Origin of the sequence: Saccharomonospora cyanea NA-134 (assembly GCF_000244975.1) — a bacterium.
Taxonomy (GTDB): domain Bacteria; phylum Actinomycetota; class Actinomycetes; order Mycobacteriales; family Pseudonocardiaceae; genus Saccharomonospora; species Saccharomonospora cyanea.
Genome location: NZ_CM001440.1, coordinates 1,305,945 through 1,328,064, shown reverse-complemented (window position 1 = coordinate 1,328,064; position 22,120 = coordinate 1,305,945). Strand labels below are relative to the sequence as shown.

General features: G+C 69.8%; 17 protein-coding genes. 4 read left to right on the top strand and 13 right to left on the bottom strand.

The features are described from left to right. Nucleotides 1-3 precede the first annotated feature (3 nt). The 7 genes from SACCYDRAFT_RS06420 to SACCYDRAFT_RS06390 all read right to left on the bottom strand — a co-directional run bounded on the left by SACCYDRAFT_RS06420 (nucleotide 4) and on the right by SACCYDRAFT_RS06390 (nucleotide 12,112). Nucleotides 4-867 carry a TatD family hydrolase gene (locus tag SACCYDRAFT_RS06420; protein WP_005454646.1) on the bottom strand — a complete coding sequence of 288 codons (864 nt, stop codon included), beginning with the start codon at nucleotides 865-867 and terminating at the stop codon, nucleotides 4-6. Continuing rightward, complete coding sequence (locus SACCYDRAFT_RS06415; RefSeq protein WP_005454644.1) at nucleotides 864-2,306, bottom strand: EboA domain-containing protein; 1,443 nt, start codon at nucleotides 2,304-2,306, stop codon at nucleotides 864-866. The genes SACCYDRAFT_RS06420 and SACCYDRAFT_RS06415 overlap by 4 nt, the downstream gene beginning before the upstream one ends. Continuing rightward, nucleotides 2,303-3,175 (bottom strand): SCO3242 family prenyltransferase, encoded by an 873-nt coding sequence (locus SACCYDRAFT_RS06410; RefSeq protein WP_005454642.1) that lies wholly within the window; start codon nucleotides 3,173-3,175, stop codon nucleotides 2,303-2,305. The genes SACCYDRAFT_RS06415 and SACCYDRAFT_RS06410 overlap by 4 nt, the downstream gene beginning before the upstream one ends. Further along, nucleotides 3,172-4,320, bottom strand: coding sequence for an inositol-3-phosphate synthase (locus SACCYDRAFT_RS06405; protein ID WP_005454640.1), 1,149 nt, complete (start codon nucleotides 4,318-4,320; stop codon nucleotides 3,172-3,174). Before SACCYDRAFT_RS06405 ends, SACCYDRAFT_RS06410 begins: the two co-directional genes overlap by 4 nt. Nucleotides 4,321-4,484: 164 nt before the next feature. Beyond that, nucleotides 4,485-9,074 (bottom strand): ThuA domain-containing protein, encoded by a 4,590-nt coding sequence (locus tag SACCYDRAFT_RS06400; protein WP_005454638.1) that lies wholly within the window; start codon nucleotides 9,072-9,074, stop codon nucleotides 4,485-4,487. 49 nt (nucleotides 9,075-9,123) lie between these two features. Further along, nucleotides 9,124-10,236, bottom strand: a complete 1,113-nt coding sequence (locus tag SACCYDRAFT_RS06395) for a Gfo/Idh/MocA family protein (protein ID WP_198285004.1) — start codon at nucleotides 10,234-10,236, stop codon at nucleotides 9,124-9,126. A gap of 400 nt (nucleotides 10,237-10,636) precedes the next feature. Further along, nucleotides 10,637-12,112 carry an ArnT family glycosyltransferase gene (locus SACCYDRAFT_RS06390; protein WP_005454635.1) on the bottom strand — a complete coding sequence of 492 codons (1,476 nt, stop codon included), beginning with the start codon at nucleotides 12,110-12,112 and terminating at the stop codon, nucleotides 10,637-10,639. A gap of 171 nt (nucleotides 12,113-12,283) precedes the next feature. Here SACCYDRAFT_RS06390 and SACCYDRAFT_RS06385 point away from each other — a divergent pair, with 171 nt between their 5' ends. After that, on the top strand, nucleotides 12,284-12,670 hold the full coding sequence (locus SACCYDRAFT_RS06385; protein ID WP_005454632.1) for a VOC family protein: 387 nt from the start codon (nucleotides 12,284-12,286) through the stop codon (nucleotides 12,668-12,670). Nucleotides 12,671-12,732: 62 nt separating this feature from the next. Here SACCYDRAFT_RS06385 and lpdA read toward each other — a convergent pair whose 3' ends face one another. The 4 genes from lpdA to SACCYDRAFT_RS06365 form a co-directional block, all read right to left on the bottom strand. Then, nucleotides 12,733-14,130, bottom strand: coding sequence for a dihydrolipoyl dehydrogenase (gene lpdA / locus SACCYDRAFT_RS06380; RefSeq protein WP_005454631.1), 1,398 nt, complete (start codon nucleotides 14,128-14,130; stop codon nucleotides 12,733-12,735). An 8-nt stretch (nucleotides 14,131-14,138) separates the two neighbouring features. After that, nucleotides 14,139-14,789 carry a lysophospholipid acyltransferase family protein gene (locus tag SACCYDRAFT_RS06375; protein WP_005454630.1) on the bottom strand — a complete coding sequence of 217 codons (651 nt, stop codon included), beginning with the start codon at nucleotides 14,787-14,789 and terminating at the stop codon, nucleotides 14,139-14,141. Nucleotides 14,790-14,893: 104 nt separating this feature from the next. After that, entirely contained in the window at nucleotides 14,894-15,301 is a 408-nt protein-coding gene (locus SACCYDRAFT_RS06370) for a nitroreductase family deazaflavin-dependent oxidoreductase (RefSeq protein ID WP_005454629.1), read from the bottom strand. Between the two features lie 3 nt (nucleotides 15,302-15,304). Further along, the gene (locus SACCYDRAFT_RS06365; RefSeq protein ID WP_005454628.1) at nucleotides 15,305-16,273 is read right to left on the bottom strand and encodes a threonine ammonia-lyase; all 969 of its coding nucleotides are present in this window, start codon (nucleotides 16,271-16,273) and stop codon (nucleotides 15,305-15,307) included. Between the two features lie 315 nt (nucleotides 16,274-16,588). On the opposite strand from SACCYDRAFT_RS06365, the gene SACCYDRAFT_RS06360 reads away from it, so the two are divergent. From SACCYDRAFT_RS06360 to SACCYDRAFT_RS06350, 3 genes are read left to right on the top strand one after another with little or no spacing between them, the layout of a single operon-like run. Next, nucleotides 16,589-16,864 (top strand): YbaB/EbfC family nucleoid-associated protein, encoded by a 276-nt coding sequence (locus SACCYDRAFT_RS06360; RefSeq protein WP_005454627.1) that lies wholly within the window; start codon nucleotides 16,589-16,591, stop codon nucleotides 16,862-16,864. Between the two features lie 41 nt (nucleotides 16,865-16,905). After that, nucleotides 16,906-17,367 carry a type VII secretion target gene (locus SACCYDRAFT_RS06355; RefSeq protein WP_005454626.1) on the top strand — a complete coding sequence of 154 codons (462 nt, stop codon included), beginning with the start codon at nucleotides 16,906-16,908 and terminating at the stop codon, nucleotides 17,365-17,367. A 20-nt stretch (nucleotides 17,368-17,387) separates the two neighbouring features. Next, entirely contained in the window at nucleotides 17,388-17,942 is a 555-nt protein-coding gene (locus SACCYDRAFT_RS06350) for a WXG100 family type VII secretion target (protein WP_005454625.1), read from the top strand. Nucleotides 17,943-17,997: 55 nt separating this feature from the next. On the opposite strand, the gene SACCYDRAFT_RS06345 is transcribed toward SACCYDRAFT_RS06350, so the two are convergent. Together SACCYDRAFT_RS06345 and SACCYDRAFT_RS06340 are read right to left on the bottom strand one after the other, a co-directional pair. Next, nucleotides 17,998-18,846: a sugar phosphate isomerase/epimerase family protein gene (locus tag SACCYDRAFT_RS06345; protein ID WP_005454624.1), complete on the bottom strand. Its 849-nt coding sequence runs from the start codon at nucleotides 18,844-18,846 to the stop codon at nucleotides 17,998-18,000. Beyond that, a complete protein-coding gene (locus SACCYDRAFT_RS06340) occupies nucleotides 18,843-22,034 on the bottom strand; it encodes a ThuA domain-containing protein (RefSeq protein WP_005454622.1) in 3,192 nt (1,063 codons plus the stop codon). The genes SACCYDRAFT_RS06345 and SACCYDRAFT_RS06340 overlap by 4 nt, the downstream gene beginning before the upstream one ends. Nucleotides 22,035-22,120: the final 86 nt, after the last annotated feature.

Here is a 22,120-nt window from a genome sequence, read left to right as displayed (position 1 = left end):
GGCTCACTTCCTCGCGCCGCGCAGGACGGAGTTTCCTTCGAACGTCTCGGCCGTCGGCGCGGACTCGGGCAACGGACCGAGCATCAGCTTGCCGCTCTGGCCGTAGAACGCGACGGGGTTGTCCCACAACACCTTGTCTACTTCGGACTCGGAGTATCCGGCTTCGAGCATCGCCTTGCCGGTGCGGTAGGTCTTGAGCGGGTCGGAACGTCCCCAGTCGGCCGCCGAGTTCACCAGCATCCGCTCGGTGCCGTACTCCTTGAGAATGGCCACCATGCGGTGTTCGTCCATCTTCGTGTCGGGGTAGATGGAAAAACCCATCCAGCACCCGGACTCGGCCACGAGTCCGACGGTGACCTCGTTGAGGTGGTCCACCACCACGCGAGCCGGGTCGATGCCCGACTCCCGGACGACGTCGAGCGTGCGTCTCGTGCCCGCGAGCTTGTCGCGGTGCGGGGTGTGGACGAGCACGGGCAGGTCGTGCTCGATCGCGAGTCCGAGCTGGCGGGTGAACGCCTTCTCCTCGGCGTCGGTCATCGAGTCGTAGCCGACCTCGCCGACGGCCACCACACCGTCCTTGGCGAGGTAGCGCGGCAGCACGTCGAGCACGTCGACACACCGCGGATCGTTGGCTTCCTTGGGGTTCAGCGCGATCGTGCAGTGGTGCCTGATGCCGAACTGCGAGGCCCGGAACCGCTCCCACCCGATCAGCCCGTCGAAGTAGTCGGTGAACGCCCCGACGTTCGTGCGCGGCTGCCCGAGCCAGAACGCGGGTTCGACGAGGGCACGCACACCGGCGGCGTACATGTTCTCGTAGTCGTCGGTGGTGCGCGACGTCATGTGGATGTGCGGGTCGAAGATCTTCATCGGGCGACCTCCTCGTCACGGGTGGCACCGAGGGCCAGGATCGCCTCGGCGTCGGCGGGCACGGCGCGGCCTGCGGCCTTCCTCTCGGCCACGTAGTCGGAGACCATGCGGAGCAGCTCGGCGTCACAGCGCCGGGACAACCCGGCGACAGCGGCCGTGGGAACACCGGTGAACAGGCATTTCAGTACCCCGTGGCGCCAGCCGTGGTCGTCGAGGAACTCGGCGGCGAACCGCCCGAGCGCGGCGGCCACCAGTCCGGTGTCGTTGGCCCGCAGCGCGTCGGACACCAACCGCACCCCGGCCTCGACCACGTGGGGGTCGTCGGTGGGCAGGACGTGGAGGTTGCGCAGTACGCCTCGGCGCTCGGCGCCGTCGCCGTACCGGTACAGCTCCTCCACCTCCTTCACCAGCGCGTCGGTGTCCAGTTCCGAGCCCAGTGCCGCCAGCAGCCGGCCACGCGCGCGGTCGTCGACGGTGCCGTGCACGAGCCCTTCCGGGTCGGTGTCCGGCCGGACGGCGGTGCGCCCCACCTTCCGGCCCACCGCCGGGAACAGCGTGCGGATACGGGTGGGGTCGGCGCGGATCGCCGACTCCGCGCCTGCCACCCAGTCGACCACCCGGTCGGCCTCCGTCAGCGCCGCCTTCGCGCGGCGGGCGACGTCCGGGGCGGCGTGACTGTGCCGGGGCAGCTCCACGGCCGCCAGCCCCTCGTAGCCGACGTCGGCCAGCGCGCCGAGCGTCTCGGCGAGGTCGAGCTGCCCCTCACCGAACTCCAGGTGCTCGTGCACGCCGGGGAGCATGTCGTCCAGTTGCACGTTGAACAGCAGGCCCCCGGCCTTCCGCACGCACTCCGCCGCGCTGACGGGCTCCACCGCGACGCAGTGCCCCACGTCGAGCGTGATGCCGAGGCGCTCGGGGTCACCCAGTTCCCGACGCAGCCTCAGTGCCTGGTCGAGGTGCTGCACGTAGTGGCCGGGTTCGGGTTCCAGTGCGAACCGCGCCTGCGTGCCGTCCAGCACGGCCGCCACTCCGGACAGCAGACGCTGCCAGGCCGTGTCCTCGTCCACGGTGGAGTCGGCGACACCGGACCAGAACGAGACGCACTCCGCGCCGAGGTCGACGGCGATGTCGGCCGCCCTGCGCAGGAAGTCCAGCCGAGGCCCGGGGTCGTCGGAGAGCAGGGTCGGCCGGTGCTTGCGCCACGGATCGAGCAGGAACCGCGCACCGGTCTCGACCACCACGCCGAGCCCCAGCTCCGAGAGCCGCCTCGCGACGCGCGCCGTCTGCGCGGCCACGTCGTCGGCGAACGGATCGAGGTGCGCGTGGTCCAGCGTCAGCGCCACACCCGAGTAGCCGAGGTCGGCGATGATCGCCAGGGCGTCGTCGAGCCGGTGGTTGGCGAAACCGTTGGTGCCGTATCCGAATCTCAGTGTGCTCACGTCGGGCTCACCCTTCTCGCGAGTCGCCGCGCCAGCGGCAGAACGGTCACCAGCAACGTCGCGGCGCGCACGGCGCCGTGCCTCGCCGCGATGGTGGCCTGGAGCGGGACCATGCCGTGGATGCCGGCTTTGGTGGCCTCACGCACGCGCTGCGCCGAGGGCTCCCGCAGGGCCGCGTACTGGGCGCTGCCCACGGACGACGCGTACGTGCCCGCGAACACCGCCGTGGCCGCCCTCCGCAACCGCCCGCCACCGGACCCGGCGGGACGTCGCCTCCCCGCCAACGCGGCGGAGGCCGCGGACGTCACGGTCGCCGCGAGGGCACCACCTGCCGTGCGGGCTTCGGTGCCGTGCACCTCCCCCGCCGACAGCGCGGTGACGCCGAACGTGTGCACGCCCAGTGCTCCCGCCGCGGCCAGGGCCGCCCGTTCCCGGCCGGAGGCGCCCATGAGCACGTCCAGCGCACGGCACGCCGCCATGCCCACCGGCCCGAGGGCCGTGCCCTTCAACGTCGTGTCGTAGGCCCACAGGCAGGCGGCGAGCGGAACCGCGGTGCGCCAGGCGTGGGCCCCACCACCGATCCGCGCCAGTGCCAGTCCCGCGGCGGTGAGGCCTGCGCCCGTGGTCAACGCCGCGGTCGCGCTCACCCGGCCGGAGGGGATGGGCCGCTCGGGGCGCTCCACCGCGTCGAGGTCGCGGTCGGCCCAGTCGTTGAGCGCCATGCCCGCCCAGTAGAACGCCGCCGACGCCAGGGGCAGCAACCGTCTCCGGCCGCGTAGCGGCGTTCCCGAGGCGGCGGCACCGGCCACGGTGTCGCCCACCACGGTCAGCGCCGCCGGTGCCCGGACGAGCTCGGCGTACGCGCTCACAGGGTGCCCGCCCAGTCGACGAGCTCGGAGAACTGCTGCGAGAGGCGGTGTTCCTCACTGCCCACCGGGTCCTTGAAGAAGAATCCCAGGGACGCGAGCGGTCCCGTCCGCCCGGCCGCGTGGGCCGCCGCCGTGAAGCGCGCCAGGTCGAGCACCAGCGGCGCGGCGAGCGACGAGTCGTAGCCGGTCCAGGTGAACTGCAGGCTCATGCGGGCACCGAGAAAGCCCTCGAACGACACGTGGTCCCAGGCGATCTTCTGCTCGCCGAGGTCGGGCACGTTGTCGATGTGCAGGGGCGCGGTGACCTCCCGGCCCAGCAACGTCGCCAACCCACGCCCCTTGGACGCGAGCTTGCTGCCCGCGTGTTCGGCGTCGGCCAGCGTCATGCCGTCGCCGCCCCCGAGGAGGTTGGTGCCCGACCACGACCGCACCATGAAGCCACGCGTGGTGAACATGGGCGCGAGCGTGCTGCGCACCAGGGTTTCGCCCGTCTTGCCGTCCGACCCGGCGTAGGGCACCCGCTGCTGCTCGGCCAGCGTCTCCAACGCGGGAAGCCGGATTCCCGTCGACGGCGTGAAGTCGACGAACGAGCAACCGGCCCGCAGCGCCGCGTAGGCCGCCACCGAGCTCGGCGGCAGCACCGTGCGGCCGGGAACGGCCATGGCCGCCTCCAGCACACCGAGGCTGTCGTGCTCGGGCAGGGTGGGGAACACGGGTTCGGTGGACGACACGTTGAGCACCACGACCCTGGCCAGCCCGTGCCTGCTCGCGAACTCGGTGATGTCGGCGGCGAGCGCCCGCGCCGCCTCCGCCTGCGTGCCCGCGTGCGTCGCCGGGTGGTACCCGGGTCGCAGCTCGCTCTCCACTTCGGACAGCGAGGGACGCACCGCCTCGAGGACGCGGTGCGGGATCACACCGGCTTCGGCGAGCAGTTCGGCCCGCTTCTCCAGGCACGTGTCGACGATGTCGTGCCCGCCGACGTGGATCTCGTCCCACTCCGGCAGCGGGACGTCCGCGAACTCCTGCCGCGCGCTGACACAACCGACGGGAGGAACGACCCCGGACCGCAACGCGAGCAGACCCGTGATCGCCGTGGTGGCGACCGAACCCCGGGCACCGATCAACCACAATCCTGTGGGCGCCATGATGCACCAACCTCAGTTCACTCGTGTTCGTTCGCGGCGGGGCTCGCGCCGCCGCGTCTTGTCCGCCCTCTCACGCTCCCTGACGTCCCGTCGCTTCGACGCGGCCGCCGTGGAGACTCCCGGGTGGACGTCTGCCGCGCCGCAGACGCCCACCCGGGAGAGGATCACGACACGACGGGCAGCGGGGCGCTGCCGTCGAGGTCACCGATGAGAGCCCGCCCGTCTCGCACCAGCACCTCGCGTGCCCCCTCGTCGGAGACGCGCTCGGCTCGGTCCACGAACTTCTCCAAGGCGCGCGCGGCCTGCTTCATCTGGTCCCGGTCGAGGGCCCGTTCCGCACGCGCCAGGTCGGCCAGCAGCAGGACCTTCTCGGCGAAGCCGAGCTTGCGGTCGGCGCCGAACCGGTACACCAGCGCCTTCACGTCGTCCACCGAGGTCGTCGAGGTGAAGGTCAGGGTGTGCTCGGCCGTGTTGCCCGCCTTGTCGGTGGCCTTCACGGTGAGCGTGTGGTCGCCGAGGTCCAGCTGGTGCAGCGGCACCGTGGTGGCCGACTCCAGTGCCTCACCGTCGAGTTCGGCCCCGGCGGAGGAGATCCCGGACGTGGCGTCACGCGCCTGCCACGTGATGATGAGGTCGTCGGCGTCACCGTAGACGAACCCGTCGGCCACCCCACCGACCAACACGGTCGGGTTCGTGCCGTCGATCTTGACGGTGACGGCCTTGTCGGTCTCCGTGTTGCCCGCCTTGTCCACGGCGCGGTAGAGCATCGTGTGCTCACCGTCGCCACTGATCACGACCGGCTCGGTGTACGTGGTCCAGTCCCCGCCGTCGAGGCTGTACTCGATGCGCTCGACACCGGAGTCGGCGTCGGTGGCCGACAGCGTGACCCCGACCTCGCCCGCGTGCCATCCGTTCGCACCGGGCTCGGTGAACGACGCCTCCGTGGCCGGGGCCGTCGTGTCGAGCTCGCGGACCTGCACGTTGCGGAACCAGACGTCGTCACCGTCGCCGTGGTTCTGCAACCCCACGAAGCCCGTGGTCAGGTCGCGGTTGGGGTCGGTGCTGACGAAGTCGTTGACCAGCTCCCCGTTGAGGTAGACCTTGATGGTCTGGTCGCGGACCACGATCTCGTACGAGTTCCACTCGCCCGGCGGGTTGAGCGCCGCGTCCCGCGCCGCCAGATCGGCCGACTGGAAGTCGTAGATGGCACCGGTGGTCTTCTCGGGTGCGTCGGTGGCGTCGATCTGGATCTCGTAGCCCTCGTTCACCGCCACCCACGGGTCGTCACCCGGGTCGGGGAACCCGACGAACACACCGGAGTTGTCGTCCCCTGCCATCTTCCAGTCGAGCTTGAGGCTGTAGGCGCCGAACTCCTCGCCGAACCACAGCAGCCCCATACCGCCGACCGACTTGATGGTGCAGTCGCCCTCCAGCTCGAACGATCCGGGGCCGGCCTGGTTCCAGTTCTCCAGGGAGGACGCGGTGCCGTCGAACAGCATCCGGTAGCCCTCCTCGGGCTGGGCGGGCTCGCATTCGGTGGGCGGGGTGCCGGGCTCGGCGACTCCGCCACCATCGACGTGGAGGACGTCCACGTCGAACAATCCTCCGCTGCCCTGGCCTCGGAACACCAGGTACAGCGGCCCCTTCTCACCCGGATCGGTGACAGCGACAGGGCCGATCTCCGTGTAGGTGTCGAAACCGCCCGTGTTCGGCACGTCCACCGTGTGGACCACCGGGCCGTCGACGGCACCGATCCTGGCCTCGATCGTGCCGCCGGCACCACCCGAGGACACCCGGTACGTGATGCCGTCGACACCGGTCAGGTCGGCCGGGTCCAACTTGACCCAGTCACCGTCGTCGATGTAACCGACCCGCTTGCCACCGCTGGCGCCGTCGGCGTTCACGACCTCGACACCGTGGAACTCGGAGAAGTACTCGGCCTGCTTGGTCTTCGGCTGCAGGACGATCTCGTCCGAACCCTCCAGCGCGGGCACGTCACCGGCTCCGGTGTCCGTGTAGCTCGCGTTGATGACGCCGAAGATGTTCGCGTCGAGCCCGTGTCCCTCGTCGGCGGGGGTTTCGATGACGCCCTCGCAACCGGTCGCCCTCGACAACGGGTGGCCGTGGTTGTCGTGGCCGAGGATGTACTCGACCGTGACCCTCGAACAGTCGATCTCGCCGTCCTCCGGGTCCGTGACGCTCACCCGGAACGGCACGGTGTCACCGAAGCCGAAGAACCCGCCGTTCGCCGGAGTTTCGAGCGTCACGGTCGGGGCCGTGTTGCCCACGGTCACGATCACGCTCGCACTCCCGGTCAGCCCCGTGGAGTCGGTCACCGACAGCCTGGCGCTGTACTGGCCGTTCTCGGTGTAGGTGTGGGTCACCGGCCCGGCCTCCGTCGAGTCGGTCTCGCCGTCGCCGTCGAAGTCCCAGGCGTAGGTGAGTTCGTCGCCGTCCTCGTCGCCGGTCCCCGACGGGTCGAACGCGACCTGAAGCGGTGCCTGTCCCGACGTCACGTCGGCCGACAGCGACACCTGCGGCGTGCGGTTGCCCTTCGTGTAGTCGATGCGGTACACGGCCGAGTCGGCCGCGCCACCGAAGTAACCGCTGCCGTAGTCCAGCACGTACAGCGAACCCTCGGGCCCGAACTCGATGTTCATCGGTCTTCTGAGCTGCATGGACTCGAAGAACGGTTCGATGGCGCCGCGCTCACCGTCCGCGCCCACCTCGATCGTCTTGATCCACCCGCGGTCCCACTCGTAGGCGAAGTTCCTGCCGTCGTAGACCTCGGGGAACTTCGTGTTCGAGTCCAGCTCGGGGTCGAAGTGGTACACCGGGCCACCCATGGGCGACTCACCACCGGTACCGAACTCCGGCACCGAACCGCCGTCGTACGGGATCCACGCCGGCTGCACGGGCGGCAGCTCGGTGAGCCCCGTGTTGTTCGGGCTGTCGTTGACGGGTGCGGAGCAGTCGAACGCCTCACCGGAGGTGCCGGTCGCGAAGTCGTAGTCGCGGTAGGGCTGGTTGTCGCCCACGCAGTAAGGCCAGCCGTAGTTACCCGGCCCCTTCACGAGGTTGAACTCCACGGTGCCCGCGGGACCCCGGTCGGGGTTGGCCGACCCCGCGTCCGGCCCGTAGTCACCGACGTAGAGCCAACCGGTCTCCTTGTCGACCGCGAACCGGAACGGGTTGCGGAAACCCATCGCGTAGATCTCGGGCCGCGTCTTCTCCGTGCCGGGCTCGAACAGGTTGCCCTCGGGGATCGTGTAGCTGCCGTCCTCCTGCACCGTGATCCGCAGGATCTTGCCGCGCAAATCGTTTGTGTTGCCCGAGGTGCGCTGGGCGTCGAACGCGGGGTTGCGGTCGGCTCGTTCGTCGATCGGCGTGTAGCCGTCCGAGGCGAACGGGTTCGTGTCGTCACCCGTGGACAGCAGCAGGTTGCCGTCGGCGTCGAAGTCGATCTCACCACCGGCGTGGCAGCAGATGCCGCGGTTGGCGGGCACCTGAAGGATCTGCTGCTCGCTTTCCAGGTCGAGCGTGCCGGAGTCGGTGAGCTTGAACCGCGAGAGTTGGTTGTGTCCCTCGAACGGCGCGAAGTCCTCCGACGTGCCGTTCTCCGGTGCGTCACCGGCCGGGGTGGAAAGCGGCGGCGCGTAGTACAGGTAGACCCAGCGGTTGGTCTCGAAGTCCGGGTCGACGGCGATGCCCTGGAGGCCGTCCTCGTCGTGGTTGTAGACGTCCAGGGTCGCGGCCACGGAGGTGTCGCCGTCGGGCGTGGTCAGGAACACGCGGCCGTCGCGCGAGGTGTGCAGCACCCGGCGGTCCGGCAGCACCGCCAGCGCGATGGGCTCCCCGGTGACGGCCTCGCCCCTGGCAAGGGTGATCTGGTCGAAGTCGGTGTCGGCGGGCGGTTCCGTTCCGGGGTCCTCCCCGGAGGTGGAGCAGTCGGCGTCGGCCAGCCCTGCCGCGTACCGGATGCCACCGGCGAGGTGGGAGAGGAACTCCGGTTCGTCGAAGGACTCGGACGTGTGGCCGCCGCCGGTGTACCAGGCTCGCCCGCCACTGTTCTCGTGGCACCAGGCGATCGGGTGGTCGTCACCCATCGCGCCCGAACCCGGGTCGTAGCTGCTCTCGTCGAGCGAGGCCAGCACGTGCACGTCCTGCCTCGGGTTCTCGCGGTAGTTGTACCACTCGTCGGTGCGCGTCCACTGGTACGGAAGGTCCGCTGTGGACGGATGCTGGCGGTCCTCGACGTTGACGACCGCTTCCTGGATGTGGGGATGGGAGTCGAACCAGGCGCCCACGAGGTCGCCGTACCACGGCCAGTCGTACTCGGTGTCCGACGCGGCGTGCACGCCCACGTAGCCCCCGCCGCCCTCCACGTAACGCTCGAAGGCGGCCTGCTGTTCGGAGTTCAGGACGTCGCCTGTGGTGGACAGCCACACGACGGCGTCGTAGCTCGCGAGGTTGTCGTCGGTGAACGCCGCGGCGTCCTCCGTGGCGTCCACGGAGAAGTGGTGCGCGGCCCCCAGTTCCTTGATGGCCTCGATCCCCGCCGGGATCGAGTCGTGCCGGAAGCCCGCGGTCTTCGAGAAGACGAGAACACTGGCTTCCTCGTGTTGGATCTGCTGGTCGGCGACAGCGACGAAGCCGCCGGCACCCAGTCCCGTACTCAACGCCAGCGCCGCGACGCCGGCCTTCCAGCCGCGCCGCGACGCTGTTCTCACCCTGGTACTACTGCCTCGTTGCACTGGTACCTACTCCTCGTCCCCCAACGGGTGGGGCCCGGTCGGTTCTCGGTTACACCTCGATGTACTTCGATCCGTTCTCCGCGCTCTGCTCGACCGCCGCCAGGATCCGCTGAACGTGCAGTCCGTCGGCGAAACTCGGTTCTGGTGGTGTCCCCGCCTCGATCGCGGTGAGCAGGTCCGCGATCTCGTGGGTGAAGGTGTGCTCGTACCCGAGCACGTGCCCTGGCGGCCACCAGGCACCGGCGTAGGGATGGGTGGGTTCGGTGACGACGATCCGGCGGAAACCGCCGGTCTCGGGCGCCTCCTCCCCGTCGTGGAACCACAGCTCGTTCATCGACTCGAAGTCGAAAGCGAGGCTGCCCTTGGAGCCGTTGATCTCGAGCCGCATGGCGTTCTTGCGGCCCGTCGCGTAGCGGGTGGCCTCGAAGCTGCCCACCGCGCCGGACGAGAACCGCGCGCTGAACACCGCGCAGTCGTCCACGGTGACGTTCTCCGTGCCCCCGGCGGCGTCCGACGGGCGCTGCCGCACGAACGTCTCGGTCAGCCCGGACACGCCCGTGATCGTCTGCCCGGACACGAACTGGGTGGCGTCGATGATGTGCGCGCCGATGTCGCCGAGGGCCCCGGAACCGGCCTGCTCCTTACGCAGTCGCCAGGTCATCGGCGCCTCGGCGTCGGCCAGCCAGTCCTGGAGGTAGGCCGCCCGCACGTGGCGCAACTCGCCCAGCCTGCCCTCGGCCACCAACTGTCGCGCCAGCGCGAGCGCGGGCACCCTGCGGTAGTTGAACGCCACCATCGAGTACACGCCGCGTTCACGTGCCCGCTCGGCCGCCTCCACCATGCGCTCGGCCTCGTCGACCGTGTTGGCCAGCGGCTTCTCGCACAGTACGTGCTTGCCGGCCTCCAGCGCCGCGATGGCGATCTCGGCATGGGTGTCACCCGGAGTGCAGACGTCCACGAGATCCACGTCGTCGCGTTCCACGAGCGCCCGCCAGTCGGTGGAGGACTCTGCCCACCCCATGCGTTCGGCCGCCCGGGCGGTGCGCTCCGGGTCCCGTCCGCCGAGGACGACCATCCTGGGCGTGCGGGGCACGTCGAAGAACCGCGCGACACTGCGCCACGCTTGGGAGTGCACGGCGCCCATGAATGCGTGGCCCACCATGGCGACCCCGAGTTCGGGCCGCCCGCTGTCATTGCTGATTGCTTTTTCAGTCACCAGTCGTAACCCAACGTCAGGAAATCCGCTTGTCGTTCGATGACCGCCGCCGAGCCGGTGGTGAACGCTCGGCGGACATCGGGTCTTTTCGGCTCCTCCGGCCACGCTCGCGCGCCCGGACGACCGGGCGGGCGCAGGGCTGATGCCGAAGGGCTGGGGCCGGGTTCGCTCGGGGTGAGCCGGGGCCGGGTGCTCACTTCGTCGCTTGCCGCGTGCAGACTTAAATCCACATCAGCCCCACTTTCTTCTCTGGCATGCAAAAGTAGGGCTGTGACCGTTCAGTCGTCAAGCGTGAGATTTCGCCACGGGCGGGCCTGCCACCCCGAAACGCTGTGTGACCAGCGGATCACCACTTGAAGTGCATGTGGCGGAACGAGGGCCACAACTCGGCCCACGAGGCCTTCCGTCCCTCGCACAGCCAGATGGGAGCGCCCTGGTTGTCGTTGTTGACCTCGTGACCGTTGTCCACGGTTCCGATCTGTTTCACCTGATCGAAGTAGTCATCGAGGCGGTCGCGGTCAGCGCCGACGAACAACGTCAGTCGGGCGTCCTCAGGCGGCGAGCCGAAGTACCAGTAACCCCGCCCACCGCTGTACGCGTGCGGCAGGCCGGGCTCGAACTTCTCGATCGCCGCGGCCTGCCAGTAGGTCTCGGTCACGATCGTGGTCGTCGCCTGCCGCTCCGGCGGCAACCCGGCGTACACCGACGCCACGCTCGCGGCGACCTGCGGCCAGCCGAACTCCTCCAGCTCCATGTTCATCGGGTCGTACGGCTCACCCGCGTACGCCGAGATCGGCTTGATCGGCAGCCAGCTCACCGCTACCAGCGCCGACACCGCGTAGGCCAACGCCATGGCGGGCCGCCACCGCGACGTGAGCACCCGGTCCAGCTCCACCGCCGAGACCGCGAAGCACAGCGCGAACATCCCACCGACGTAGTACGGCCGCCCGGAGGACGCCCAGAACACCGCCGTCACCCCGAGCACGGTCAGCCCGAGGAACCGGTACTCGCGCAGCCGCGGCGACCGCAGCAACCACCACACCCCGAGAACGACGAGCACCGCCCCGACGCCGTATCCGGCCTGTTCGAGCGCCATCGGAAGGAACGTGGCCCGACCCCCCGCGTACGACACCTCGTCGGCGACGATGCGGTTCATCTCCAGCTGCGGCCAGCCGTTGGCCGCCTGCCACACGAGCGTCGGCACGCACGTGGCCACCGCGATCGCGCCGCCCAGCCACAGCAGCGGTCGACGGACGAGGTCCTTCGGCCCGAGCAGCCACGCCGCCAGCACGGCGACGCCCCAGAACACCGGGATGAGGAACTTGACCTGCAGGTCCACCGCGGTCACGAGCGCGGCGGCGAGCAACACCCGGTCGTCGCGTAAGCGAACCCAGCGGACCACCAGCCACACGATGACCGTCCACAGGAACGCGTCCACCATGTGAGTGGCGAGGATGTGCCCAGCACCCGCCAGCAGGAACGGTGAGCACGCGTACGCCCCCGCCGCCATGACCTGCGCCCGCGTACCGCCCCCGAGCTCGCGGGCCGTCAACCCGGCCACGACGATGCCCGCCCCGGTGAACAACACCGCGGGCAGGCGGAAACCCATGACGGAGTTCGGGAACAGACTGTCCATCAGCAACGCCAGCAGCGGCAGCAGCGGAGGTTGGTCGGCGTAGCCCCAGTCGAGGTGCCGTCCCGCGGCGATGAAGTACAACTCGTCGCCGTGATAGCCGTAGCGGTTACCGAAAGCCAGCAGCACCACCATCGCGGCACCGGCCACGAGGCACACCGGAAGCCGGGCGAAGCGCGGGACGGCCATAAACCAAAACCTTAAGGGACGGGACCACACGGATCAGTAGTGATCTTTACCCACCCGCACGTGGCGGCGACTACACCATTTGGACGTTCGTGGTGCTCCGTGTGGGCAGAAGCGACGGGTCGTGAGGCTGCCCGCGTCGGGCGTACCGGCTCGACGCGGGACCATGACCGGATGGCACGGATTCGCGATGTGGTGTTCGACTGCCGGCATGCGGCGTCCCTCGCCCGGTTCTGGTCGGCGGCACTGGAGGACTACCGGGTGGCACCCTACGACGAGGCCGAACTGGCCCGGCTGCGCGAGGTCGGCATCGACAACCCGGAGGACGACCCGACCGTCCTGGTCGAGCCTCGTGCGGCAGGCCGGCCGCGCCTCTTCTTCAACGCGGTACCCGAGCACAAGACGGTCAAGAACCGGGTGCACCTGGACCTGGACAGCGACGACGTCGGCGCCGAGCGTGAACGGCTGGAAGCGCTGGGCGCGACGGTGGTGGCCGAACACGACGGTCACCTGGTGCTCACGGATCCCGAGGGCAACGAGTTCTGCCTGATGTCCACCTGACGACGTGGCACCGGCCGGCTCCCTGCGACCGGGAGCGCTACCGGCCGCAGGGAACCCGACGACTACATGTTGATCATGTGTCCGGCGAGGCCGTGGATCGCCTCCTTCACCGCCTCGCCCAGGGTCGGGTGCGCGTGCACGTTGCGGGCCACCTCGTGCACCGTCAGGTCCCACTGCTGGGCCAGCGTCAGCTCGGGCAGCAGCTCGGTGACGTCGGGGCCGATGAGGTGCCCGCCCAGCAGTTCGCCGTACTTGGCGTCACTGACGAGCTTCACGAACCCGACCGCGTCGGCCAGGCCGTGCGCCTTGCCGTTGGCCGTGAACGGGAACTTCGACACCTGCACGTCGTAGCCCTCGGAGCGGGCCTGCTCCTCGGTGAGACCGAAGCTCGCCACCTGCGGCTGGCAGTAGGTCGCCCGCGGAATCATGCGGTAGTCGAGTTCCATGGTCTCCACGTCGGCGATCGTCTCGGCCGCCACGATCCCCATCGACTCCGCAGCGTGAGCGAGCATCAACTTCGCCGTCACGTCACCGATCGCGAAGATGTGCGGCACGTTCGTCCGGCAGCGACCGTCCACATCGATCGCACCACGCTCGGTGAGCGCAACGCCGGTGTTCTCCAGCCCGTAACCCTCCACATTGGGCGCGAAACCCATGGCCTGGAGCACCTTGTCGGCCTCCAGCACCTGCTGCTCGCCGTCCTTCGACACGGTGACCCGTACCTTCTCGCCCGACTCGTCGATGGACTCGACGCGCGTGGACGTGAGGACGTCGATGCCGAGCCTGCGGTACCGGCGCGCCAGCTCGGCCGACACCTCCTCGTCCTCGGCGGGCACCATGCGGTCCATGAACTCCACGATGGTGACCTTGACGCCGTAGTTGTGGAGCACGTAGCCGAACTCGACACCGATGGCGCCAGCACCGCAGATGACGATGCTCTCGGGCAGGTCGGACTCCAGGATCTGCTGTTCGTAGGTGACCACCCGGTCGCTGACCGAGGTGCCCGGCAGCAGCTTCGGCGAGGCGCCGGCGGCGATGATGCAGTGGTCGAACGTCACGGTCTCCACGCCGTTGGCCGTGGTGACCTCGATGGACTTGTCACTCGTGAAGGTGCCGCGACCGTTGAACTGGGTGATCGCGTTCTTCTTCATCAGGTAGTGGATGCCCTTGACACGGCCGTCGGCCACCTTGCGGCTGCGCTGGTGGGCGGCGGAGTAGTCGAACGTGACCTCGCCGTCGACCTTGATGCCGAACGTGCGCGCCTCGTGGGTGAACAGGTGGGCGAGCTCGGCGTTGCGCAGCAGCGCCTTCGACGGAATGCACCCGACGTTGAGGCACACCCCGCCCCAGTAGCGTTCCTCGATGACGGCGGTGTCGAACCCGAGCTGGGCCGCACGGACTGCGGCGGTGTATCCGCCGGGGCCGGCACCCAGCACCACAACGTCGAAGTGTTCGCTCATGGCCGCGATTATGCCCCCACCGCGTCCGCCGGTGGGGTGCGGCCACGGACGTCCACCAGCAGGTCCGTGATGGACGTCATGATGCGTTCGGTCGCCTCGCGCAACTGGCTCGCGCTCGGCCGCTCACACACCAGATCCGACAGCTCCACCGGCGGGCCCGCCACCACGTGCAGGGTCGGCCTGGGCCGCACCTTCGGTAGTCGGCCGCCCACGGGGAGCAGCTCCTGAGTCCCCCAGCACGCCACCGGTACCACGGGGGTCCCGGTGGTCAGTGCCATGCGGGCGAGCCCCGTCTTTCCCCTGGTCGGCCAGCCGTCCTCGCGGTCGGTGAACCCGCCTTCGGGGAACACCACCACACAGTCACCCGCACGCACGGCGGCCACTCCGTCACGGAACGCGTGCAGCGCACTGGCCTTGCCGCGGTGTACCGCGATGTGCCTGCCCGAGCTCATCACCCACCGCACCACGGGCAGCTCCCACAGCTCGGCCTTGGCGAAGAACCGCGGCACCCGCCCCGCGGTGAGTGTGAACAACGTCACCGCGATCGGATCGGCGAAGGACAGGTGGTTGCTCGCCAACAGCACGCCGCCCCGCCGGGGAACGTGACGATGGCCCTCGAGCCGCCAGCGGGACGCCGCGGCCAGCAGAGGCGCGATCACCTCGATGGCGAGTCCGAACCAGAATCCCCGGCCCCGGCGGGGGAAACGGCGGATGAGCGCGAGCGGGTGCGGCCCGCGGCGCGGTTCGCCGGAACGGGAGGTACTCAGTCGAGACGCTCCAGGACCACGACGGGGATCTCCCGCTCGGTCTTGCGCTGGTAGTCCTCGTAGTCGGGCCACACCTCGACCATGCGGGCCCACAGCGCTGCGCGTTCCTCACCGGTCGCCGTGCGGGCACGGGCGGGGAACCTGTCCGCCTTGACCTGCACCCGGACCTCGGGATCGGCCACCAGGTTCTTGTACCAGTCGGGATGGTCGGGTGCGCCGCCCTTCGACGCGACGACGACGTGGTGGCCCTCGTACTCGCCGAAGATGAGCGGCGACTTACGTGGCCGCCCGCTCCTGCGCCCCGTGGTGGTGAGGATGAGGATCGGCGCGCCCTTCATCCAGGTGTAGCCGACCTCGCCGTCGGTTTCCTCGTAGCGGCGCACATGGTCGTCACCGAACAGCATCGTTCACTCCTCGTCGAGCGATCGGGTGAGCACGTCCGACAGCAGGGCGGGGTCCACGTTCCCCCCGGACACGACGGCCACCGTCCGCCCGGCGGGCAACTCGGCCGCGTGGTACAGGTACGCCGCCGTCGGCACGGCGCCGCTCGGCTCGGCGACCAGCCTGCCCCTGCGGGCCAGCACCGCCATGGCGGAGCGGATCTCGTCCTCGGTCACGGTGACGAGATCGTGCAGGCGGGTCTTCAGGTGGGCGAACGTCAGCTCCGAGGGCTGGGAACGCAGCCCGTCGGCGATGGTGCGGTTGCGGTCCTCGATCGACCAGTCCACGAGCGAGCCCGCCCGCAGGCTCTCCCGGGTGTCGGCGGCGAGTTCGGGCTCCACGCCGATCACCTTGGCGTCCGGGAGCAGCGCCGTGATCGCCGTGGCGATACCGGAGGCGAGTCCACCGCCGCTGACGGGAACCAGCACGACGTCCACGTCCGGCAGGTCCTCGGCGATCTCCAGGCCGATGGTGCCCTGACCGGCGATGATGTCCGGGTGGTCGAACGGCGGCACCAGCACCGCGCCGCGCTCGGCGACGATCTCGTACGCGACCCGCTCCCGCTGGCCCTCACCCACCAGGACGACCTCGGCGCCGTACGCCCGAGTGTTGTCGATCTTCACCTGGGGAGTCGACGCGGGCATCACGATGTGTGCCGTGATCCCCTCGGTCGCCGCCGCGTAGGCGACCGCCTGCGCGTGGTTACCGCTGGAGTAGGCCACCACACCGCGACGGCGGGCGTCGTCGTCGAGCCGTGCGATGGCGTTGAGCGCGCCCCGGATCTTGAACGCCCCGATGGGCTGCAGGGTCTCCGGTTTCAGCCACAGCGGCCGGTCGTCCTCCGCCCACGTGCACGGCAGCAGGGGCGTCCGGACCGCACCGCCTGCGATCCGGTCGGCGGCGGCGCGGATGTCGTCGAGTGTCACCAGGTCCACGCAGCCGAGTATGCCTCATCCGGCTCGACGGGCGAGGCGCTCGCCCGCGCGGGCGGGCCCACGGCCGGCCGGACGGGCACGCGTCGTCGTGGGCCTCGCAGGCTCCGTGGGGGCGGCCTGCGCCCCACGCCCGCCGGTGGAACGCACCCAGCGAGGCTGGCACCTGCCCAGCGCGTTCGCCGAAGGCGCCTCCGTGCGGTGAACCAGTTCCTCAGCGCGTGCCCGTACCCAAGCCATGTTCCCTCGGACGCGGGGGAGGACGTTCCCGTTCCCCGCACGCGGGAACCGGGTCGCGCCCAGCGACGTCGAACGGAAATGAGCGAGAGGAACCTGCCGTCACTCGACGACCTGCTGGCGCAGTCGGACCGTGTGGATCGCCGCCTTCTCGCGCAACGCAGACAGGCCGACCAGCAGCGCGTCAAGGCTCAGGACGACTGGGGGCTGGTCGAGGTCACCGTCGACTCGCGGGGGCGGTTGCAGGAAGTGGCGATCAACGCCGATCTCGCGGCTCGGACGAATCTCACCGACCTCGCCGAAGCCATGCTCCAGGCCGCGCGTGCGGCGCAGTCGCGCGCCGAGGCCCTGTCGTAGGCACCAGCCGACGTCACGGCGAACACCGGGGAGGAAACGGCATGTCGGAAACCTTCAGCGTCGACCCTGAGATCCTGCACCATGGCGCCACGCGCCTCGACGAGGTGGCCGGCACCACCACCAAGGCCGCCCACGTGGCCCAGGAGGCCGTCGGCTCGCCGGACGCCTTCGGCGCGTCCGGCGAGGCGCGGGAACTCGCGGCGGCCTGGGCCGCGCTCGTCAAGGCCCGAGCCACCGAGATGGAGTCCCTGGCCGCTCAGGCCAGCCAGCTGGCACAGACCGTGCGCGAGGCGGCCGAGGCGTACAAGCAGGAGGACACGGCCCACTCCGAGACCATGAAGCAGCAGGAGAAGGAACTCGCCGAGGAGCACGAACGGCAGCGGGACAACAACTCACAGGCCGGTCCGGGCAGCCGGCGATCCGACGAGGAACAACACGCCGAGGACGAACAGCGCCAGGAGAAGAGCGACTCGCGGACCGCTCCCGGCACGCCGGGCAACTGAGAGCAGGACGGAGAGAACTCATGGGTTTCCGGCATCCGGCCCTGGGAGGGGCCACCACATCCAGCGAACTCGGCCTGCTCGCCAAGGCCGCTGACACGCTCGGCTCCCCCAACCCGATCCAGGCGTTGCGGCACGTCGACTGCGATCCGCCGGCCGTCGCCGAACTGGCCGCGCGGCTGGCCGAGTCCGCCGAGGTGCTGGAGGACGCGTCGGCCGACCTCGGCACGGCCCTCGGGGAGATCGGCACCGGCTGGTCGGGAGCAGGTCACGAGGCGTTCGCCGAGAGCGCGGCCGCGGTCCAGCACCGGTACAAGGAGACCACGGCACGGACGCACGACGGCGCGCAGGGTGGCGCCGAGGTGGCGTCCACACTCGACTCCCTCGCAGGCACGGTGGCGGACAGGGCGCTGTCCGTCGCAGGCGGTGCCGCCGAAGCCAGTAGGCGGGTGCTGGCAGGCGAGTCCGGCGACTCGGCCGAGGTCGTGAACGAGGCCTGCCGGACGATCGTGCTCACCGTGCAGGACGCGGTCCGGTCCATCGGCGACCTCGCCGGGAAGCTGGCGAACCACGCCTGAGCGCCGAGGTGGCCGGGAGCGGCGGGCACCGTCCCCGGCCACACGCGACACCGCGCTAGAACCGCAACCTTCGCAGCGTTCCGTAACTGCGCCTCGCGCTCGCGAGCGGGTCGGCCGGCTGGTCGTGCTCCACCACGTACTCCTTCACACCGGACCACCTGCGCTGCCGGAAGATCCGCCGGAAGTCGATCGTGCCGTAGCCGACGTCGGCGAACGACCCGTCCTCGGCCCGGTCCTTGACGTGGAACACCGGGAACCGTCCGGGATACCGCCGGAAGTAGTCGACCGGGTCGTACCCGGCGTGGATCGCCCAGTACAGGTCGATCTCGAAACCGACGTAAGCCGGATCGGTCTCGGTGAGCAGGATGTCGTAGAGCACCCGCCCGTCGACGGTGCGGAAGTCGAAGTCGTGGTTGTGGTACAGGAACCGCAACCCGGCCTCCCGCGCCGCCTGGCCCGCCACGTTGAACTCCGCCGCCACCTGGCGGTAGCCGTCCGGCGTCCACAGTGAACCCGGCAGTGACGGAACCACCACCGACTCGGCACCGAGCACGTGGGCGTGCTCCAGCTCCCGTTGCCAGTCTCCCCGGATCGCGTCCAGCGACAGGTGCGTCAGCACCGCCCGCAGTCCCGCGTTGTCGAGCATCGCACGGAAGCGCTGCGGCGTGTGCCCGTACAGCCCACTGACACCCACGGTCGAGTACCCGATCCCGGCGAGCGCGTCGAGGGTGCCCTGCGGGTCGTCGGCCATCAACGACCGCACGGTGTAGAGCTGGATGCCGATGTGGCCGGGCGGCACCCGCTTCTGGTCGGCGAACGCCGTCCCTCCCGTCAGCAGCCCGCCCGCTCCGGCGACGGCCGCCGAGCCGAGCGCGAGCCGCAGGAAATCACGTCTGGTGCTCATCGCGCCACACCCTTCCCGTTGAACTGGAGCCAGTCGAGTGACAGCAGGTCCGGCCGGTCCGGTGACCAGCCGGGGTTGGTGAACACGACGTAGAGCGTCATCGTGCCCTCGTGGTCGGCGAGGTCCACGGTGTGCTCGACGATCGTGTCCCACCCGCCGGTGGGGGCGACCTCCACCGAACCGAGCAGCGGGCCGTCCGGCGCGTCGGCACGCAGCTCGACGGTCCCGCCGAGCCCACCCGAGCTGGCCCCGAGCGTCACGGAGTCGATGCCCATCAGGTGGATCGGGTCGTAGGCCACCCAGTCGCCGTGCTCGATCTCGCCGAGCCGCTTGCCCGCCGAAGCACCGTCGCGGGAGAGCACCTCGACCCCACCGGAGGCTCCCCCGGTGTCCTCCAGGTGCTCGGCCTCCTTGTGCCGCGGTTCGAGCGTGACGTGCGCGGACCCGGTGAGCGCGGGCACACCGCCCTTGCCACCACGATCGGTGTACTGGGCGCTCAGCGCCACGTACAGGTTCTGGCCGGGACCGTGGCTGTCGCCGCTGTCGGTGGTGATCTCACCCTTGCAGCCGGTGACGTTGTCCATCGGGTGCAGGTGGTCGTCGTGGCCGAGCTGCGACTGCACCACCACTTGTGAACAGTCGATCCTGCGGTCCTCGGGGTCCTTGACCTTGACGACGAACGGGATCGTGTCACCGAATTCGAACATCCCTCCGTCCGGAGGCAGCACGATCTCGACCGTCGGGCGCGTGTTCCCCGCCGTGATCGTGGTGACCGCCGTCGCCGTGAGGTCGGGATTCGCGGTGCTCGTCACCGTCAACCGCGCCGTGTACCGGCCGGGTTCGGTGTAGACGTGAGCCGGATTCGCCTCGGTGGAGTCGGTGGTGCCGTCGCCGTCGAAGTCCCACGCGAACGTCACCGGCTCGCCGTCGCCCCCGGCGGACCCGTCGCTGGAGAACCGCACTTCGAGCGGCGCCTTGCCCGAGTCGGTCGAGGCACTGATCACCGCCGTGGGAAGCCTGCCGTCGGCCACGTAGTCGATGCGGTAGATCGCCGAACCCTCGTTGCTGCCGCCCCGGCCCGTGCCGCTGCCCTCACCGAAGTCGATGACGTAGAGCGAGCCGTCGGGGCCGAAGTGGGCGTCGAACGGCTGGATCCACTCCATGTCGGCGAAGATCCCGTTGATCGACAGCAGCTCGCCCGCGTGTGCGGGAGGGAACCTGGGGTCGGTGAACGTCTGGCCCTCCTGCTGCACCGACATCACCTTGAACCACCGGCGCGTCAGCTCGTAGGCGAAGAACTTCCCGTCGAAGTACTCCGGGAACTTCGTCACGCTCGGGTTGTCAGGGTCGTAGTCGTACACCGGACCGCCCATCGGCCCTCCGCCTCCGGTGCCCAGCTCGGGGAACTCCTGCGACGCCGAGTACGGGTACCACACCCACGCGGGTTGCGCGGGCGGCAACTCGGTGAGTCCGGTGTTGTTGGGCGAGTCGTTCACGGGGTTGGCGCAGTCGAACTTCTCCCCCGAGGTGCCGGTGGCGAAGTCGTAGTCGTTGAACGGAATGTTGTCGCCCACGCAGTACGGCCAGCCGTGGTTGCCCGCCTCGGTGACACGCAGGAACTCCACGGTGCCCTCGGGACCGCGCTGCGGGTCGGCCTGCCGCGCGTCCGGACCGTAGTCACCCACCATCAGGGCGCCGGTGGCCGGGTCCACGGTGATGCGGAACGGGTTGCGCAGACCCATCACGTAGATCTCGGGGCGGGTCTTCTGCGTGCCCGGCTCGAAGAGGTTGCCCTCGGGGATCGTGTACGTGCCGTCGGGTTGTGGGGTGATGCGCAGGACCTTGCCGCGCAGGTCGTTCGTGTTGGCCGACGTGCCCTGGGCGTCCCACGCCCGGCGGCCCTCACGCTCGTCGATGGGCGTGAAACCGTCCGAGGCGAACGGGTCGGTGTTGTCGCCGGTGGCGACGTAGAGGTTACCGTCGGCGTCGAACGTGATGGAGCCCGCCATGTGCGAGTTGGCCCGGCCCTCACCCCGGAAGGTCGGGATCTCCAGCAGGCGTGCCTCACTGGACCGGTCCACCGTGTTGTCGTCGGACACGGTGAACCGCGAGAGGTTCAGCCGCGGTTCCTCGGGGTCCGACCACAGCAGGTAGAGGTGGTGGTTCTCGGCGAAGTCCGGATCGAGTGTCAGACCGAGCAGCCCGTCGGACTGGCTGGTCATCTCCGGCGTGTACGCGAAGTCGAGCGCGGTGGTGACCTCCATGCTCTCCTGGTCGATCACCTTGAGCGCGCCCGTGCGCTGGATGTAGAAGACCCGGCGGTCGGGCGCGACAGCCAGCTCGAACGGGTCGGCCAGACCCTCGTCCACCAGCACCGTGCGCTGGAAGTTGCCCGTCTGCGTGGCCGAGCAGTCACCGGGCTTCGCGCCCGCCGCCCACTCGATGCCACCGAGCAGGTGCGACAGGAACAGCTCGTCGGAGAACTTCTCGGCCGCGTGGCCGCCCGCGGTGAACCAGGAGCGCCCGCCGTCGTAGTTCTGGCACCACGAGTACGGGTGGTCGACCCCCTCGTCGAGCCCCGTGATGCCGTCCCGGACCTTGATCTGCGCGAGCGTGTGGACCCTGCCCGTGGGGTTGACCTTCCAGTTGTACCACTCCTCGTGCTGCTCCCACAGCTCCGGAAGGTCGCGTGTGGACGGATGCGCGCGGTCGAGTACCTTCACCCGGCCCACCTGTGGCGTGGGATGGTGGTCGAAGATCGCGCCCACGAGCCCCTCGTACCAGGCCCAGTCGCGCTCGCTGGCCGAGGCCGCGTGCAACCCGACCCAGCCTCCACCCCCCTGGACGTACCGCTGGAGCGCGGCCCGCTGGTCGGCGTCGAGGAGGTCACCGGAGTCCGGTGTCGAGTTGGTGTTGTTGAAGACGAGCGCGTCGAAACGCGCGAGGTTGTCGTCGGTGAACGCCGAGGCGTCGTCGGTGGCCTCGACCTCGAAGCCGTGCTGTTCACCGAGCTGTTCGATCGCCGCGATGCCCGCGGGAATCGAGTCGTGGTAGAAGTTCGTGACCTTGGAAAAGACCAGGACGCTGAAACGTGGTTGTGCCCCCGCGGGGAGCGCCGCCGCGACGCTGACGGTCATCAGCATCGCGAGCAGCGCCCCCAGAGCTCGGGCACGTCGACGACCGGACATGTGCGAATCCTCTCCTTTGAGTTCCGCAGAAAGCGCTTTCTTTCGTGCATGCCGGGACCGTGTTCAGTTGTGCGTGCCGGGCTTTC

Excerpts from the sequence above, each read along its gene's own strand:
- SACCYDRAFT_RS06420 (WP_005454646.1), bottom strand. The coding sequence starts at position 867 with ATGAAGATCTTCGACCCGCACATCCACATGACGTCGCGCACCACCGAC.
- SACCYDRAFT_RS06405 (WP_005454640.1), bottom strand. The coding sequence starts at position 4,320 with ATGGCGCCCACAGGATTGTGGTTGATCGGTGCCCGGGGTTCGGTCGCC.
- SACCYDRAFT_RS06395 (WP_198285004.1), bottom strand. The coding sequence starts at position 10,236 with ATGGTGGGCCACGCATTCATGGGCGCCGTGCACTCCCAAGCGTGGCGC.
- SACCYDRAFT_RS06390 (WP_005454635.1), bottom strand. The coding sequence starts at position 12,112 with ATGGCCGTCCCGCGCTTCGCCCGGCTTCCGGTGTGCCTCGTGGCCGGT.
- SACCYDRAFT_RS06385 (WP_005454632.1), top strand. The coding sequence starts at position 12,284 with ATGGCACGGATTCGCGATGTGGTGTTCGACTGCCGGCATGCGGCGTCC.
- lpdA (WP_005454631.1), bottom strand. The coding sequence starts at position 14,130 with ATGAGCGAACACTTCGACGTTGTGGTGCTGGGTGCCGGCCCCGGCGGA.
- SACCYDRAFT_RS06370 (WP_005454629.1), bottom strand. The coding sequence starts at position 15,301 with ATGCTGTTCGGTGACGACCATGTGCGCCGCTACGAGGAAACCGACGGC.
- SACCYDRAFT_RS06360 (WP_005454627.1), top strand. The coding sequence starts at position 16,589 with ATGAGCGAGAGGAACCTGCCGTCACTCGACGACCTGCTGGCGCAGTCG.
- SACCYDRAFT_RS06355 (WP_005454626.1), top strand. The coding sequence starts at position 16,906 with ATGTCGGAAACCTTCAGCGTCGACCCTGAGATCCTGCACCATGGCGCC.
- SACCYDRAFT_RS06350 (WP_005454625.1), top strand. The coding sequence starts at position 17,388 with ATGGGTTTCCGGCATCCGGCCCTGGGAGGGGCCACCACATCCAGCGAA.
- SACCYDRAFT_RS06345 (WP_005454624.1), bottom strand. The coding sequence starts at position 18,846 with ATGAGCACCAGACGTGATTTCCTGCGGCTCGCGCTCGGCTCGGCGGCC.
- SACCYDRAFT_RS06340 (WP_005454622.1), bottom strand. The coding sequence starts at position 22,034 with ATGTCCGGTCGTCGACGTGCCCGAGCTCTGGGGGCGCTGCTCGCGATG.